The 16,866-nt window shown below is 63.7% G+C and carries 13 protein-coding genes; 4 read left to right on the top strand and 9 right to left on the bottom strand.

Going from position 1 to position 16,866, the window contains the following annotated elements; all coding sequences use genetic code 11:
- The first annotated feature begins 10 nt into the window (after nucleotides 1–10).
- Both Q4481_RS03415 and Q4481_RS03410 read left to right on the top strand, forming a co-directional pair.
- A complete protein-coding gene (locus Q4481_RS03415; RefSeq protein WP_304374880.1) occupies nucleotides 11–1,054 on the top strand; it encodes a phosphotransferase family protein in 1,044 nt (347 codons plus the stop codon).
- A 1-nt stretch (nucleotide 1,055) separates the two neighbouring features.
- Nucleotides 1,056–1,826 carry an SDR family NAD(P)-dependent oxidoreductase gene (locus tag Q4481_RS03410; RefSeq protein WP_304374879.1) on the top strand — a complete coding sequence of 257 codons (771 nt, stop codon included), beginning with the start codon at nucleotides 1,056–1,058 and terminating at the stop codon, nucleotides 1,824–1,826.
- Nucleotides 1,827–1,831: 5 nt separating this feature from the next.
- Here the strand turns inward: Q4481_RS03410 and Q4481_RS03405 are convergent, their stop codons facing one another.
- From Q4481_RS03405 to Q4481_RS03390, 4 genes are all read right to left on the bottom strand, one after another.
- Nucleotides 1,832–2,944: an alpha/beta hydrolase gene (locus tag Q4481_RS03405; protein ID WP_304374878.1), complete on the bottom strand. Its 1,113-nt coding sequence runs from the start codon at nucleotides 2,942–2,944 to the stop codon at nucleotides 1,832–1,834.
- Between the two features lie 225 nt (nucleotides 2,945–3,169).
- Nucleotides 3,170–3,364 (bottom strand): hypothetical protein, encoded by a 195-nt coding sequence (locus Q4481_RS03400; protein WP_304374877.1) that lies wholly within the window; start codon nucleotides 3,362–3,364, stop codon nucleotides 3,170–3,172.
- A gap of 217 nt (nucleotides 3,365–3,581) precedes the next feature.
- Nucleotides 3,582–3,938, bottom strand: coding sequence for a YbaN family protein (locus Q4481_RS03395; RefSeq protein WP_304374876.1), 357 nt, complete (start codon nucleotides 3,936–3,938; stop codon nucleotides 3,582–3,584).
- Between the two features lie 180 nt (nucleotides 3,939–4,118).
- Nucleotides 4,119–6,803 (bottom strand): bifunctional acetate--CoA ligase family protein/GNAT family N-acetyltransferase, encoded by a 2,685-nt coding sequence (locus Q4481_RS03390; RefSeq protein WP_304374875.1) that lies wholly within the window; start codon nucleotides 6,801–6,803, stop codon nucleotides 4,119–4,121.
- A gap of 156 nt (nucleotides 6,804–6,959) precedes the next feature.
- On the opposite strand from Q4481_RS03390, the gene Q4481_RS03385 reads away from it, so the two are divergent.
- Nucleotides 6,960–8,156, top strand: a complete 1,197-nt coding sequence (locus Q4481_RS03385; RefSeq protein WP_304374874.1) for a DUF8173 domain-containing protein — start codon at nucleotides 6,960–6,962, stop codon at nucleotides 8,154–8,156.
- A 39-nt stretch (nucleotides 8,157–8,195) separates the two neighbouring features.
- Entirely contained in the window at nucleotides 8,196–10,775 is a 2,580-nt protein-coding gene (gene mgtA, locus Q4481_RS03380; RefSeq protein WP_304374873.1) for a magnesium-translocating P-type ATPase, read from the top strand.
- A gap of 6 nt (nucleotides 10,776–10,781) precedes the next feature.
- On the opposite strand, the gene Q4481_RS03375 is transcribed toward mgtA, so the two are convergent.
- The 5 genes from Q4481_RS03375 to Q4481_RS03355 all read right to left on the bottom strand — a co-directional run bounded on the left by Q4481_RS03375 (nucleotide 10,782) and on the right by Q4481_RS03355 (nucleotide 16,861).
- The gene (locus tag Q4481_RS03375; RefSeq protein WP_304374919.1) at nucleotides 10,782–11,765 is read right to left on the bottom strand and encodes a zinc-dependent alcohol dehydrogenase family protein; all 984 of its coding nucleotides are present in this window, start codon (nucleotides 11,763–11,765) and stop codon (nucleotides 10,782–10,784) included.
- A 2-nt stretch (nucleotides 11,766–11,767) separates the two neighbouring features.
- Complete coding sequence (locus Q4481_RS03370) at nucleotides 11,768–12,838, bottom strand: lysylphosphatidylglycerol synthase transmembrane domain-containing protein (protein WP_304374872.1); 1,071 nt, start codon at nucleotides 12,836–12,838, stop codon at nucleotides 11,768–11,770.
- Between the two features lie 16 nt (nucleotides 12,839–12,854).
- Nucleotides 12,855–14,678: an ATP-dependent zinc metalloprotease FtsH gene (gene ftsH / locus Q4481_RS03365; protein ID WP_304374871.1), complete on the bottom strand. Its 1,824-nt coding sequence runs from the start codon at nucleotides 14,676–14,678 to the stop codon at nucleotides 12,855–12,857.
- 117 nt (nucleotides 14,679–14,795) lie between these two features.
- Entirely contained in the window at nucleotides 14,796–15,242 is a 447-nt protein-coding gene (locus Q4481_RS03360; RefSeq protein WP_304374870.1) for a host attachment protein, read from the bottom strand.
- Nucleotides 15,243–15,325: 83 nt separating this feature from the next.
- Nucleotides 15,326–16,861, bottom strand: coding sequence for a bifunctional aminoglycoside phosphotransferase/ATP-binding protein (locus Q4481_RS03355; RefSeq protein WP_304374869.1), 1,536 nt, complete (start codon nucleotides 16,859–16,861; stop codon nucleotides 15,326–15,328).
- Nucleotides 16,862–16,866 lie beyond the last annotated feature (5 nt).

Genomic DNA, 16,866 nt, shown 5'->3' with positions numbered 1-16,866 from the left:
GAGGACGGCCATGAGCGAGGCACAGAAGGCATCGCTGGAGCTTGATCGTGCCGCGCTCGGGCGCGAACTCGAAGGCGCGATCGACGGGTTCCGGGGACTCGAGACCATCACCAAGTTCAAGGGCGGGCAATCCAACCCGACCTATCTTCTGGAAGCGGCGAGCGGCAGATATGTGCTACGTTCGAAACCGCCCGGCACCCTGCTCAAGAGCGCCCACCAGGTGGACCGCGAATATCGGGTAATGAAGGCCCTGAAGGGAACCGGCGTTCCGGTTCCCGAGATGCTTTATCTCTCGCCGGAAGACTCCTCGATCGGCCGCATGTTCTTCGTCATGTCGCACATCGATGGCCGCATCTTCTGGGATCCGGCGGTTCCAGAGGTGTCGGTGGACGAACGGCGGGCGATCTACGACAACATGAACCGCGTCCTCGCCCGCCTGCACGATATCGATCCGGTTTCCGTCGGCCTGTCCGATTATGGCAAGCCGGGCAACTATTTCACCCGCCAGATCGACCGCTGGTCGAAACAGTATCGCGCCAGCGAAACGGTCAAGCTCGCGGATGTCGACTGGCTGATCGACTGGCTCGAACAGAACCAGCCCGCGGATGACGGCGCCGTTTCGCTGGTGCATGGCGATTTCCGGCTCGACAACATGATGTTCTCGCGCGACGGCACCGAGATCCTGGCGTTGCTCGACTGGGAACTCTCCACGCTCGGCCATCCGCTCGCCGATCTCGCCTATCAATGCATGCAATGGCGGCTGCCGCATGCGAGCGGTTTCCGGGGTCTCGGCGGCATGGATCGCGCCGCCCTCGGCATTCCATCCGAACAGGACTATGTGCGCGACTGGTGTGAGCGGCGCGGCCTCGAGGGCGTCGACAACTGGGTCTTCTGCCTCGCCTTCTCGTTCTTCCGGCTGGCGGCGATCATCCAGGGCATCGTCAAGCGCATCGCCGACGGCAATGCCTCCGATCCCGAGCGCGGCGCGCAACTGGTGGCGGCAGTGCCGCTTCTGGCGCGCATGGCTCGCAACCTCATCGAAAAGGGAGAGTAAGATGAGCGGAACCCATTCGGGAACGACCGTGCTGGTTACCGGCGCCTCAGGCGGCTTCGGCGCGGCCAGCGCCCGACGTTTCTATGCCGAGGGCGCCAATCTCGTGCTGTCCGATCTCAATGAAGAGGCGCTTGCCGCTCTCGCAGGCGAATTTTCAGCTGACCGGGTGGCGACGCTGGCCGGGCGGATCGAGGACGAGGTCTTGTCGGAAGCGCTCGTCAAGCTGGCGCTCGACCGGTTCGGCCGGCTCGACATCGCCTTCAACAATGCCGGCATCGCTTACCGTCCGACCAAGCTGGCCGAGATCGATTCCGATGAGGCGCGGCTGGTGATTGCGGTCAATACGCTCGGTGTCTTCTATGCGATGAAGGCGCAGTTGCCGGTGATGGAGGCGCAGTTCCGCGCGGGCGGCAAGGGCGGCGTCATCATCAACATGGCATCGGTGGCCGGCGTGGTCGGGGCGCCGGGCGGTTCGATCTATGCCGCCTCCAAACATGCGGTCGTCGGCCTCACCCGGTCGGCATCGATCGAATATGCGCGGCGCGGCATCCGCATCAATGCCATCTGCCCGTCCTTTGCCCGCACGGCGATGGTTCAGAACATTCTCGACGATGGCGACGACAATGCGACCGATCTCGTGCGCGGCATTCCGATGCGCCGGCTCGCCGAGGTCGAGGAAGTGGTGACAGCCGTGATGTTTGCCGCCAACCCGGCCAACAGTTTCATGACCGGCCAGACCCTGCACGTCGATGGCGGCCTGACCGCTTTCTGACCAGGCTATCGCGACAGAACGTTGGAGACGATGCGGAACGGGCTCGAAATGGTCCTGCCCGCCGCATCGAAGACGAAGGCACCCGCCTGCCCCAGCGACGCCTTGCGGTTGGAGGCGACCAGCGCCGGATAGAGCTGGCCCATCGAGGCATAGCGGTTATGGTTGCTGTCATCGGGATTGTCGACCCCGGAAATATCGATGAGCTGGATGCCGGCCCTGACTGCCGCCTCGCGCACGGCCGGATCGGCAACATTGAGAGCGCCGATGCGCTGGGTCGAGGCATTGATGTAACGGGCGGCGAGCAGCGCCCGGTCGTCGCTCGAGGTCAGGATCGTCATCGGCGGATCCATGCGGCCGATCACCGCGATCTGGGTGCGGAAGACATCGGCATCGATATCGGGTGCCGCTAGAATGACCGTGAGCCGCGACAATACATCGTCACGCCCCTGCAGACGCAACTGCCGCAGCGTTTCCACCGTCAGCCAGCCGCCCATCGAATGGGCCATCACCACCACCTCGCCACGGCCGCGGCCCCTGGTCAGATCGATGAGCAGATCGGCGAGGTAATCGCGCGAATAGGTGGCGGCTTCCTTGTCGGCGACATAGCCGGCGAGCGCACCCTGCGAGGGCCAGGAGAACAGGATCGGCGTTCCGGGAAGATCGGCATCCGCCGTCATCTGCGCCATGCGGAAGAGCGATTCCTGGAAGTTGAAATTGTAGCCATGCACGAAGACGCCGACCAGCTTCTGACGTGCCATATCCTTGCGGAACTGCTCGCGGCTCAAGGACTGCTGGGCTGCGACTGTGAAGGATTTTTCCGGGTTGGGCTTGCCGCTTTTCCACTCGACCTGCGCAGGCTTGTGACCCGGCGGCACGGAAATCGTATAGGCGGCGAAATTGCTGTCGAGCGATTTTCCGGTGTCGAAGGCGTTCGAATGGCCATCAAGCCGGGTGCGCGTGGTGACGACATAGACACCAACCTGCTTCTGGCCCGGCTCCGGTCTGACGGTCGCGAGCGCTTCCGGCCCCAGCCGCGAGGCGCAGGCGGGCAGCAAAGGCAGGAGAGCGAGAAGCAAAAGAAGCCGCAGCGCCGGCAAAGTCCCGTTTCCACCGATCATCACACACCCCAGATCCCTACACCTTCCGCATCCAGGATGCGCCTGGCGTTCCTGCCATCGGACCGTGCCCAAATCAAGACAGGATGGATTTTTCATGGGGATGCCAATGGGAGGCGTTTCCAGGCGCTCCGGGAATCGGCCGGATTACGGGTCCGTCGACATTTGGCATCCGTGATGACGGGAACGGAAGCTCCGACGCTGTTTCACCCGATCACGGCGAGCGCTTTATTCGGCCGGGCTGTTCAGCGCATCATGGATGATCTTGAGGATGGCAGTGCCCTCCGCCGAATTGGAAATCAGGCAAGGGTCGTCCCATTGGTTATAATAGACGAAACTGCAGCCACCGAACCAGTAGCGGATATAGGTCGGATGCTCTTCCTGCTTGGGCACGCCATAGCGATTGCGAATGGCCGACGCCAAGGATGGAATATCCGAAGGGTCGAACTCCAGTGAGCACCATCCGTCTGGCAGGTCGAGCAGGGTTACGGTCATTCGCCAAGGATATGGTTACAAGGCTCTGAGAACAAGGTCGAGACACCCGCCCTCAACATCCTATCGCAGACGGGAGCTGCGCGATGTCTTGCCCGAGAGCGGCGCCATCGATGCTATGCACAGATAGACTGCCAGCAGGCTCGTTTCACGCCGCCGGGCGGCTGATGACATAGAAGGCGCAGGCGAGCAGCAGGCCGCCCAGAATGATCGTTGCCCAGAGCGGCATGACACCACCCAGAAGGATGGCGCCGAAACTCAGCGACATCATGGAGACGGCCAGCACCTTGGCATAGGTGGGAATGGCGCCGCGCTCGCGCCAGGCGGCGAGCGGTTCGCCGAAGACGGGATGTTCCATAAGCCAGCGCTCGGCACGCGGCGAGCCCTTGGCGAAGAAGCCGGCCGCCACCAGAATGAATGGCGTGGTGGGCAGAACCGGCAGCACGATGCCGACAACGCCGAGACCGACGAAAAACCATCCAAGCAGGAGATAGAGACTGCGCATCGCACGACCCGTTTGCGGCGGCCGGAATTGACCACCGCCTGATGTGGCAGGCTTCCATGGCTAAAACAAGACCCTGATGGTAATGTTTCAGCTTGCAACCGATGTCGCTGCCCATGAACCCGCCACGTGCAATCGTGCGGGTTCAGGGTGAATATTCCGCTAACTGCAGGGCCGCTCGTCTCAAAGCTTGAGATCGAGGGTTGCAATGCGGGTCGTCGGATCCTGGGGATGCGGCCGGATCTGGAAGCCGAACTCCTCGCACATGGCCAGCATGCGCACATTTTCGGCGAGGATCAGCCCTTCGATCCGCCGCAATCCTTCCTTGACGGCATAGTCGACCAGCTGCTTGAGCAGCGCCCAGCCGAGCCCGTGGCCCTGCAGATCCGTGCGCACCAGAAGCGCATATTCGGCCACTTCGTGATCGGGATCGGCATTGAGGCGACCGATGCCGGCCAGTTCGCCACTTTCCTTAGTCAGCGCGACGAAGGCGATCTCACGATCGTAATCGAGCTGGGTCAGGCGCTTCAGCATCTGGTCGGGGAAACTCTTGCGCGGCGTGAGGAAGCGCAGGCGGATATCCTCCGGCGAAACGCGGGCGAGGAAATCCGGATAGAGTTCGACATCCGACGGCTGGATCGGCCGGATATGGTAGGAATGGCCCGTAAGGTCGATATCGCTCTCCCAGCCCGACGGATAGGGGCGGATGGCGAGATCGGGATTGGGGCCCTTCTCCTCGACACGGGCCGGGTCGATCTCGATGCGGGCATCGAGCGCGATGACGCCGGTCTGGTCGGCGAGAAGCGGATTGATGTCGAGGCCGCGGATGGCGGGAAAATCGACCAGCATGCGCGACAGCGCCGTCAGCGCCGCGATGATACCCGCCCGGTCTGCCGGCGGCCGGTCGCGGTATCCGGCCAGCAGGCGACCGATGCGGGTCTGGTCGATGAGATCGCCCGCGAGCACGTCATCGATCGGCGGCAGGCCGATGGCCGTATCGTCCATCACCTCCACAGCCGTGCCACCGGCGCCGAACAGCATGATCGGGCCGAAGATCGGATCGCGGCTGGTGCCGAGAATGAGTTCGTGGGCTTTCGGTCGGATGACCATGGCCTGCACCGAATAGCCGTCGATCTCGGCTTCCTTGCCGAGTGCTGAAAGCCGGTCGCGGATGCCTTCGCAGGCCTGGCGCGCCGCTTCAGCCGTGGCGATATTGAGCACGACGCCGCCAACATCGGATTTGTGCGTGAGGGTACGGCTCATGAGCTTGACAGCGATGCGGGCATTCTTTTCGAGTAGGCTGGCCGCGATCGTCCCGGCTTCGGCGGGCGTCGTTGCTACCGCCGTCTCGGGTACCGCGATGCCATAGGCGGCAATCGCCGCCTTGGCTTCCGGCTCGGTCAACATCGTGCGGCCTTCGGCGGCGGCGAGGCGCAGAAGATCGCGCACCACCTGAAAGGCGCTTTCATGTTCTTCCATGATGCTCTTGGGAACCCGCATCAGCTGCTGTTGGGCGCGTGACCAGTCCGACAGATAGGCGATGGCATCGGCGGCCTTCGATGGTGTTTCATAGGAGGCGATGCCTGCCTCCTGCAGGAGATGGCGCCCTTCCTTGGCGGTATGCTCGCCGAGCCAGCAGGCCAGCACCGGCTTGCCGTTGATGGCGCCTTTCTTTGCGAGCGCTGCCACTTCGCGCGCAGCCTCGACCGGGGACGCAAGGGCGGTGGGGCAATTCATCACCAGCACGACATCGCTGCCGGGATCGGCTGCCGCTGCCTCGACGGCGGCGCGGTAGCGTTCGGGCGGCGCGTCGCCGATGATGTCGAGCGGGTTGGCGCGAGACCAGTTGTCCGGCAGCTGCGCGTCGAGGGCGGCGATGGTTTCGGGTGAGATCGGCGCCAGTTCGCCCTTCCAGTCCATCAGCCGGTCGACGGCGAGCACGCCGGCGCCGCCGCCATTGGTGACGATGGCCGTGCGCGCCCGCGCCACCGGCGCAAAGCGGGCGACGGTTTCGGTGGCCACGAACAGTTCGTCAAGTTCCTTCACGCGCAGGATACCGGCCCGTCTCAGCGCGGCATCGACCACGCGGTCGGCACCCGACAGCGCACCGGTATGGGTGGCGGCGGCCGCAGCGGCGGCGGCATGACGGCCGGGCTTGATGGCGATGACAGGCTTGACGCGCGCGGCTGCCCGCGCCGCCGACATGAACTTGCGCGGATGCGGGATCGATTCGAGATACATGACAATGGCGCTGGTTTCGGTATCGCCCGCCAGCATGTCGAGCATGTCGGCGACATCGACATCAGCCATGTCGCCGAGCGAGACGATCTTGGAAAAGCCGATCTCCTTGTCGGCGGCCCAATCGATCAGCGAGGTGACGATAGCGCCCGATTGCGACAGGAGCGCGATCCGGCCCGGCCGGGCCGGCATGTGGGAGAAGGAAGCATTCAGTTTCTGCGGTGGCAGGATGAAACCGACCGTGTTGGGCCCGATGATGCGGAAGAGATGCGGCTTGGCGGCATCGAGCATGGCCTGCTTGAGGCCGTTGGCCTTGGTCAGACCGGCGGTGATGACGACGGCGGCGCGGCAACCACGCTCACCGAGTTCGGCGACGACTTCGGGCACCGCTTTCGGCGGCGTGACGATGACGGCAAAATCGGGCGCTTCCGGAAGAGCGGCGATCGACGGATAGCAGGGCTTGCCGGAAAGGGCGGGATATTTGGGATTGACCGGATAGATTTCGCCTTCAAAACCGCCATCGATGATGTTCCTCAGAACCATGGCGCCGACCGAGCCTTCGCGGGCAGAGGCGCCGATGATGGCGACCGAACGGGGATTGATGGCATATTCGAGATTTCTGACCGTCATGTTTTCATCCTTTTTCGCCCTTCATGCCTGCCTCGTCGGCGCTTGCCCTTGACACTGATCAATGTCAGGGCGCGCGCGCCTGTCATCATGCAGACAGCAAGCCGGCATAACAATGCCGGAAAACCGAGATGCCAGCCCCTCATTCCGGAGGTTCCGATGCGCCTGTCACTCGCCGCCATACTCGTTGCCGCTTCTGTCAGCTTCGTGACAGGGCCGGCGATCGCCGAAGAGGCCTTCACCTTCGGCCAGGATGCCTATCTCGCCGGGACCGACCCGACACTCGACCAGGAAGCGGGCCGCGATGCGTTGCTCGCCGGCTTTTCGGTGGTGGTCGATGCCGAGGTCGGCAAGGATGCCCATGCCACCGGTTTCGATGTCGATATCGGCGCCCCGATCGGTGCGGATCTCTATGCGCTCGGCTTTTCGGTCAAGGTCAGCGCGCCGGTGGGTGAGGACCTGTCGGCAAGCGGCGCCAACATCCGTCTGTCGAAGGCGGCCAGTGTCGGCGGCAATGCCCGGCTTGTCGGCGGCACAATCGTCGTCGATGCGCCGGTGGCGGGGAGCCTGCTGGCCGCTGCCGGCGACCTGACGCTCGATGCTGCCATAAGCGGCGATGCGCAACTGACCGCCGGCACCCTAACCTTCGGCCCCCATGCCCGGATCGACGGCAAGCTCAGCTATTCGGCACCGGAACCGATTGCCATTCCCGCAACGGTGATTGCGCCCGAGCGGGTGTCCTTCACCAAACTCGAACATCCGAGCCAGGTCTCCGTGGTCACCGAGGGCGTCGGGCAGACCATTCCCAACCTCTGGCCCTCCTTCTTCGGCATCCTGTTCGGCTTTGTCTTCACGCTCGCCTTCCTGGTCGGGCTGGGCTGGCTGTTCATGCATTTTTCGCCGCGCTTCACCGATCAGCTGCGCGAGGCGGCCATTCGCGAACCGGGCAAGGCCATCGGCTTCGGCATTCTCGGACTGGCCGCACTGATCGGGCTCGTGCCACTGGTCGCCATGACGCTGATCGGCATTCCCCTGATCCCGTTCATCCTGCTCGCCATCCTCTTGTTCTGGACCGGCGGCTACCTGATCGGCGTCTATGCTGTGAGCTGGCAGATGGCGAAGGTGCTCGCCAAGCCGGCGCAACCGACCATTCCGGTCCGGCTTCTTGTGCTGGCGATCGGCCTCATCGTCTTTGCGCTCCTCAACTTCATTCCCTTCGTCGGCTGGCTGGTCAATCTGCTCGCCGTGCTGTTCGGCATGGGGGGCATCGCGCAATATGCGATCGGTCGTTTCCTCGCCCGCAAAGCAGCTCCCTCGCCTTCGGCCGTCCTCGAATCCGAGGGCGACGGCATCTAGAATATTTGTGACTAGTCATTCATTTCAGGATTTCAGGACATGCCCAGCCTTTCGCATCTGCCCGAGGACCGGCCAAAGGATGCCTATTGGGCGCGGCCAGCGACCGCCCTCCTTGCCGAACTGAAATCCGGTCCGGGCGGGCTCGAGAGTGCGGAGGCTGCACGACGGCTTGCCGCTCTTGGACCGAACCGCATCGGCAACCGCAAGGAGCATAGCGGGCTGAAACTGTTTCTCGCCCAGTTTCGCAGCCCGCTGGTGCTGATCCTGATCTTTGCCGCGCTCGTCTCGGCCAGCGTCGGCGAAAGTCATGAGGCGATCATCATCATGATGATCGTGGTCGTTTCCTGTCTGCTCGGCTTCTCGCAGGAATATGGCGCCTCGCGTGCCATGGAGGCGCTGCGCGAGCGGCTGTCGCGCAAGGCGACCGTGCTCCGCGATGGACGCGAGCAGGAGGTCAATGCCGATACGATCGTGCCCGGCGACGTGGTCATGCTATCCGCCGGCGCGCTCATTCCCGCCGATTGCGCCATTCTCGACGCAAGCGATTTCAATGTCTCGGAAGCGGTGCTGACCGGAGAAACCTTCCCCGCCGTCAAGAGCCCCGGCGTGGTGGAAGCCGAGGCCGTGATCGGCAAGCGCAGCAACGTCACCTTCACTGGCACCTCGGTGCGCAGCGGCACCGCAAAGGTTCTGGCAGTCCATACCGGCGACACGACCGAATTCGCCGCCATTGCCGGGGCGATCGAACATCAGGTGCCGGAAACCGATTTTGCCCGCGGCATCCGCCGCTTCGGCTATCTGATGACCGAGGTGATGCTGGCGATCGTGATCGTCGTCTTCGCCTTCAACCTTCTCCTCGAACGGCCGCTGATCGATTCCCTGCTGTTTTCGCTCGCGCTCGCAGTCGGGCTGACGCCGGAACTGCTGCCGGCGATCATTTCGGTGACGCTGTCGCGCGGCGCCCGCAAGCTGGCCGAAAACGGCGTCATCATCCGCAGGCTCGAGGCGATCGAAAATCTCGGCAGCATGGATCTGCTCTGCACCGACAAGACCGGCACGCTGACCAAGGGCGTGATTCATCTCGACGGCGCCTTCGATGCCGGCGGCACCGCTTCCGATCAGGTTCTCGTCTATGCGCGGCTCAATGCGACGCTGCAATCGGGCATGGCCAATCCGCTCGACGAGGCGATCGCTGCTGAAAAGGGATCCGTCGAGGGTTGGGAAAAGGTCGATGAGGTGCCCTACGACTTCATTCGCAAGCGGCTGTCGGTGGCGGTGCGGAGGCCGGGCGAGACGGCGGTGACGCTGATCACCAAGGGGGCGGTGGCGCAGGTGATGGAATGCTGCACCACGCTGCGCCAGAACGGGGCCGAACAGGCACTCAACGAGGCTGCGCGCGCGGCGATCGATGTGCTCTTTCGCGCCTGGAGCGAAAAGGGCTTCCGGGTGCTGGCGGTCGCAAGCCGGCAGTTCTCCTCGCACGGCAAATTCAGCCACGATGACGAGCAGGCAATGGTGCTCGAAGGGTTCCTGCTGTTCTTCGATCCGCCCAAGGAGGGCATGCGCGACACGCTCGCCGAACTCCACCGGCGCGGCATCGCCATCAAGGTCATTTCCGGCGACAACCGTTACGTTGCCAAACATCTCGCCAACGAGATCGGGCTTGCTTCCGACCATATCCTGACCGGAGCCGAAATCCAGCTTCTGAGCAAGGAGGCGCTGTTTCACAAGGCGCCGCGCACGGACCTCTTCGTCGAGATCGATCCAAACCAGAAGGAGCGGATCATCCGTGCGCTCAAAAGCCATGGCCATGTGGTGGGTTACATGGGCGACGGGATCAACGACGCGCCGGCGCTGCATGAGGCCGATATCGGCATTTCGGTCGAGGGTGCGGTTGATGTCGCCCGCGAGGCCGCCGACATCATTCTGCTGAAACAGGATCTCGGCGTTCTGGTGCGCGGGGTGGATGACGGGCGCCGGACCTTCGCCAACACGATGAAATATATCTCGATCACCACCTCGGCGAATTTCGGCAACATGATCTCGATGGCCTTCGCCTCGCTGTTCCTGCCGTTCCTGCCGCTGCTTGCCAAGCAGATCCTGCTCAACAACTTCCTCTCCGACCTGCCGTCGCTGGCGATCTCGACCGACAATGTCGATCCGGAAGATGCGCTCAAGCCGCGCCGCTGGGATATCGGCTATATCCGCCGCTTCATGGTGCTGTTCGGGCTGGTGAGTTCGGCCTTCGACTTTTTGACCTTCGGCTTCCTGATCTTCATCGTCAAAGCGAACGAACAGACCTTCCAGACCGCCTGGTTCATCGAAAGCCTGATCACCGAACTGCTGATCGTGCTGGTGGTGCGCACCGCCCGCCCCTTCTGGCAGAGCCGTCCAAGCCGGCTGCTGATGATGCTGACAGCCGCCGTGATCCTGATCGCCGTCATCCTGCCGGCACTGCCCTTCGCCGGCTGGTTCGGCTTCACGCCGCTGCCGGTCTGGGTGATCGCGGGGCTCGGCCTCATCACCCTGCTCTATCTCGCCGCCTCGGAAGCGGCCAAGCATCTCTTCCATCGCTTCGGCCAGAAACGCCCGGCGCCGCGCCGCACCCTGCGGCATTGAGATCGATCAGGGCACCAGCACCGCAGCGCCGGAGATGCGGCCGTTGCGGAGATCATCGAGTGCCCGGTTGGCGTCGCCGAGCGGATAGGCAACGGTGTGGGTGGTGACCTGCGCCGCCTTTGCGGCGGGGAAGAATTCCTCGCCATCGGCGCGGGTGAGGTTGGCGACGCTCACCAGTTCGCGCTCGCCCCAGAGAACCGCATAGGGCATTTGGGGTATATCGGTCATGTGAATGCCGCCACAGACGACGCGGCCACCCTTGCGCACGGCCTTGAGCGCTTTCGGCACCAGATCGCCGATTGGCGCGAAGAGGATGGCGCAATCGAGTTCGACCGGGGGCCTTTCTTCCGAAGCGCCGGCCCAATCGACCCCGAGACTGAGCGCAAAGTCCTGCGCCTGGCGATCGCCTGCCCGTGTGAAGGCATAGACGGAGCGGCCCTGATGCAGGCAGACCTGGGCGATGATATGGGCGGCAGCGCCGAAGCCGTAAAGACCTATCGAACGGCCCTCGCCGGCCTTGCGCAGCGAACGCCAGCCGATAAGACCGGCACAGAGCAGCGGCGCGATCGCCACCGGGTCGGCGGCCTCGTCGAGATCGAAGGCGAAGTCGCTGTCGGCCACGACATGGGTGGCGAAGCCGCCATCGCGGGTATAGCCGGTGAAAAGCGGCGCATCGCAGAGATTTTCGCGGCCATGCAGGCAATGCGAACAATGGCCGCAGGTATGGCCGAGCCAGGGAATGCCGACGCGTTTTCCGATCCTGGCGGCATCCACGCCCGCCCCGACCGCCTCGACGCGACCGACGATCTCGTGGCCGGGAATGATCGGGAACTGCATGTCCGGCAGGTCGCCATCCACCACATGCAGATCGGTGCGACAGACGGCGCAGGCTTCGACCCGGACCCGGATCTCGCCCGCTGCCGGCTCTGGCAAGGGTCGCTCGACGGGCTTGAGCGGCTCGCCGGTGGCAAAGAGCGCCATGGCTTTCATCATCATCCCCTTGTCTCCCTGCGCATCAGGATCAATCCCGGCAGCATCGGCAGCCAGAGTGTGAGGCCGCGAAAGATCAGCGTCGCGGCAAGTGCTGCCTCAAGCCCCATGCCGAGAAAATGCAGCATGGCGGCCGCCACACCCTCGAAGGTGCCGAGCCCCATCGGCACCGGCGTCAGCGTGGCGGTGATCGAGGCCAGCATGAAGGCGATGAAGGTGGCAGGCAACAGGATCGACAGCGGTCCGTCGCCGCCCACCGCTTCAGCGGCGCACCAGAGCGTTGCGGCATCGAGCAGAAAGATCGCCGCCTGCCAGACAATGGCCTGACCGAGCACCGAGCGATCGACAAGGAGTTCGGTGCGGACACGGGCGAGAATGCGCACGAAGCGGGCAATGGGCGACCAACCGAGCACGGCGCGCGGCACAAAACGACCGCGATCGAAGGCGATTGCCAGGAGACCGAGCGCAAGCAGGATCACGACGCCGAGGAAGAGCCACAACAGCACCAGCCAGGGACCCTCGAGATCGCCGAGATGCCAGAGCAGGAAGAAGGCTGCGAGACCGACCAGCAGATAGGCGGCATAATAGGAAATATAGGCGACCAGAAGTGCTGTGGTGGCAATGGCGGCATCCGCACCGCGCCGCACCAGCCCATGCACAACGAGAATCGAGCCCGACAGGCCGCCGGTGGGCAGCGCCTGATTGGCGAAGAGTTCGAGAAGCGCCAGATTGAAGAGGCTTGCGAGCGGTTGCGGCTCGCCGGCTTTGTCGAGCGTTCCGCGCCAGACGAGTGCGGCACAGAGATAGGTGAGCGCCTGGCAGAGAAAGGCCGCCGCGATCCACAAGGGATTGGCGGAACGCAGATGTTCGGCGAAGAGCCGCAGATCGCCGACATGCAGGAAGAGCGAGGCGACGGCCGCGACCGCCAGCAGCGCCAGCCCCCAGCCGACCAGCAGCTGGCGGCTGGACGTTTTCGGAAGCGTGCCGTCGATCGGCGCGCCGGAGACCGGATCGAGAAGCGGTGTGCTTCCCTGCCCGCCCGGTCCCGGCTCTGTGTTTGTGCTGGCGGACATTGCTTCCCCTGATCGGTCAGCCGGCACCTTTTTCCGGACCATGGACGCCGTTGAGCAACGGGAAATCGTCCGGTGTGATGGTTTCCTTCTCGAGCAGGATTTTGGCACCGGCATCGAGATCGTCGCGGCGGGCGGACAGCATGGTCTTGGCGCGCTGATAGGCCTCGTCGATCAGTCCGCGGACGGCAAGATCAACCTCGCGGGCCGTGGCTTCGGAATAATCCTTGCGCGGCGGCATGCCGACACCATCGCCGAGATATTGCTGGACCTGCTGTTCGAGCACCGCCTGACCCAGAACCTCGCTCATGCCGAAGCGGGTCACCAACTGGCGGGCAATGTCGGTGACTTTCACGAGATCGTCGGAAGCGCCGGTGGAAATTTCGCCGAACACCACGTCCTCGGCGGCACGACCGCCGAGCAGCACCACCATGCGATCCTTGAGCTCGTCACGGGTGATGAGGAAACGGTCCTCGGTCGGCCGCTGCATCGTATAGCCGAGCGCACCGATCGAGCGCGGGATAATCGAGATCTTGTGGACCGGATCGGCGCTCTTCAGCGCGGCGGCCACCAGCGCATGGCCCATTTCGTGATAGGCGACGCGGTTGCGCTCCTCCGGCTTCAGAAGCCGGCTGCGGCGCTCGGACCCGGCGACGATGCGTTCGACCGCCTGGGTGAAATCCTCCATCGTCACATCGTTGCCGCCACGGCGGGTGGCAAAGATTGCCGCCTCGTTGACAAGGTTGGCAAGATCGGCGCCGGAAAAGCCGGGCGTGATCGCCGCAATCTCCTCGGTGCGGACCGTCTTGGCGACCTCAACCTTGGCGAGATGGACCTTGAGGATGGCTTCGCGGCCGGATTTGTCGGGACGGTCGAGCACCACCTGACGGTCGAAGCGGCCGGCGCGCAAGAGCGCCGGGTCGAGCACTTCCGGCCGGTTGGTGGCGCCGAGCAGCACGATGCCGACCCGCGGATCGAATCCGTCGAGTTCGGACAGAAGCTGGTTGAGCGTCTGTTCCTTCTCGTCGTTGCCGCCATAGCCGCCGAAGGGCGAGCGGGCGCGGCCGAGCGCATCGAGTTCATCGATGAAGATGATGCAGGGGGCAGCGGCGCGGGCCTGCTGGAAGAGATCGCGGACGCGGGCGGCACCGACGCCGACGAACATTTCAACGAATTCGGAGCCGGAGATCGAGAAGAAGGGAACGCCTGCCTCGCCGGCCACCGCGCGCGCCATCAGCGTCTTGCCGGTGCCGGGCGGGCCCACAAGCAGGATGCCCTTGGGGATGCGCGCGCCCAGCCGGCCGAACTTGTCCTTGTCCTTGAGGAAGGAGACGATTTCCTTGAGTTCGGTCTTCGCCTCCTCGACGCCGGCGACATCATCGAAGGTGACACCGGTCTTGCGTTCCATGAAGACCTTGGCCTTGGACTTGCCGATATTGACGAGCCCGCCCATGCCCTGCTTTTCGGCAATGCCGCGAAACAGGAAGGCCCATAGGCCGAAGAAGATCAGGATCGGCACCACCCAGGACAGGACCGTGCTCAGCCAGTTGCTGTCGGTGGCACCGGTGACCTTGACGCCGGCTTTGTCGAAGATATCCGCCATCTGCGGATCGACACGGTTGGCGAGAAAGTGGTTCTTGCCGTTCTCGGGTGCCTTGAAGGTGCCATCCACCGTGGTTTCGGTGATGGTGACGGTGGCGATCTTGCCCTCCTCGGCATAGGTCATCAGTTCCGAATAGGAGAGGATGGCGACATCGCGATAGGCGAACCAGAGCTGGAAGCCGGTGAGCAGCAGAAATGCAAAAAGAAAATAGCCGATGTTGAATTTATGCTTGTTGTCCATTCTCGAAACCTTTCACGGCGTTGCCGCCATGCTCGTTCAATCGGCACGGGAAAGCAACGCCGGTATTCACGTTCATCCGGCGGGCAACCGGAAAGCAGTCCGCCGATCCTGTCTCGACTAGCCGGCAAAGCGTGCGGCAAGCGCCTCGGGTGAAAGTGCCGTCAGATCCTTGTCCCATTCGCCGGCAAGCGCCTTGCGGGTCCTGTCGCCATAACAATCCCTAAGAAAACCGAGAGCTTTCGGCGGAGCGATGACCAGAACCGCGCGCGCCTCCTCGCCCTTGATGGCATCTTCCAGCGCGGCGGCGACCTTTTTGAGGAAGGTTTCCTCTGCCTTTGCATGCCAGTCGGTTTCTTCGGTGGCGCTGATCGGCCCGCCGCCCGGTGCGACAAGCCGTCCGGGACGATCGGTCCCCAGCTCGTGGGCAGAGTCATGCTTTTCATCAAAGGCGAAATGCAGGCCAAGCCGAGGCTTGTCGGCATTGCCCTCATTGGCAAAAATCCGTGCCGTGGCTCCATCACAGACCAGAAGCCAGGCATTGCGCGGCAGAAGCATTCCTTCCATGGCACCCTCCTCGGTTGATCGACGGCAGGACCTGTCGTCGCGCCTGATCATTGCAGGATCGGAGAAACGCGCCTTGACCTCCGTCAAGCTTTCGGCGCGCGAAGGCGGTTCTTGAGCTCTTCGACAATCTCGGCGATCGGCTGTGCCGCATCGATCCTGAGCCAGTCGATCGTTCCGGGATCATGATCGAGCTGGCGATCGAGAATGGCGGTATCGGCATCCGATGCCGTGCTCTCGCGAGTGCGGGCGCGGACACGATCCCTGAGGCGTTCCGGATCGGCATCGAGCCAGACGAGGAGCGGCGCAAGGCTGGCAGCGCGCGCGGCTTCGGCGATCGCGGCACGGGTCTCCGGCCGGTCATAGACGGCATCAACGATGACACTGCCGCCAGCGCCGGCAATCAGAAGCAGCCGCTCGATCATCTGATGATAGATCACGACCGAGACTTCGGGGCGATAGGCTTCGGGCGGCAACGGTGTTTCCGGCGTCGCGCCGAAATGGCGCTTGCGCAGCCGGTCGCTCTCGATGATGCGGGCACCCGGCGGCGGGGAAAGTTCCGGCGCCAGATGATCAGCGATGGTGGATTTTCCACTGCCGCTCAGACCGCCGATAACGATGGCGCGCGAATGGGCGGGCGAGAGCAGGCTTTCGGCGAGCGCGAAATAGCTTTTCGCCTCGGCGGCGAGCGCCGCGTTCGGGCTGCCCTCCTCGATCTGGGTGGCGGTGACATGAGCGCGGACAGCCGACCGCATGGCCATGAAATAGGTGAGCAGAACGAAACCGTCATCATCGCCGGTCCGGTCGAGATAGCGGTTGGCGACGCGGTTGGCGAGATCGGGCATGCCGCGATGCCAGAGATCCATCAGCAGGAAGGCGAGATCATAGAGCGTATCGCAGATGGCGATCTGGTCGTTGAATTCGATACAGTCGAACAGGCAGGGTCGATCGCCGATGCGGCAGATGTTGCGCAGATGCAGATCGCCATGGCAACGCCGGACATGGCCGGCAGCCTCCCGCCGGTCGAGGAGATCGGCATGCTGGGCCAGTCCCGCCCGGAAGGTGGCGTTGAGGCGCGCAACCGCCGAAGGTTCGAAGAGATGTGAGGTGGCAAAACCCGCCTCGTTGATCGCGAGCACGCCGGCGACATTGGCCGATCCGGAACCTGTATGAACCGCAGGCGCCCGTCCATGATAATCGGCGATCATTTCGGCGACGTCGGCCATCAGCGGCGCATCCAGTTCGCCGCGATCGGCCATGCGGTCGAACAGCTGCTCCTGAGCGAATTCGACCATCTCGACGACCGCATCGACGAGTGTGCCGGTGCCATCGAAGACGAGCGTGCCGTCCGGCTCGCGGGTGATGCGGCGAACCCCGCAATAGAGGCCCGGCGCACCGGGACTGTTGAATTCCACCTCGCGTTCACAGGCATTGAGCCGGATTTCCGGCGTCGAGAAATCGACATAGGGCAGTTTGACCGCCCGCTTGAGCTTATAGACGCGACCACCCGTCAGGAAGATGCGGGAAATATGCGTCTCCATGGTCCTGACGGGCCGGTCAAGACCATGGGTCTCCGGGTCGGCGAGGAAGGCAACGGTGGCGGACTGGTCTTCTGTGAACATTCGCT

It is taken from the genome of Fluviirhizobium alvei (genome assembly GCF_030551875.1).
Lineage (GTDB): Bacteria > Pseudomonadota > Alphaproteobacteria > Rhizobiales > Rhizobiaceae > Rhizobium_E > Rhizobium_E alvei.
This window is presented reverse-complemented; position numbering and strand designations above follow the sequence as displayed.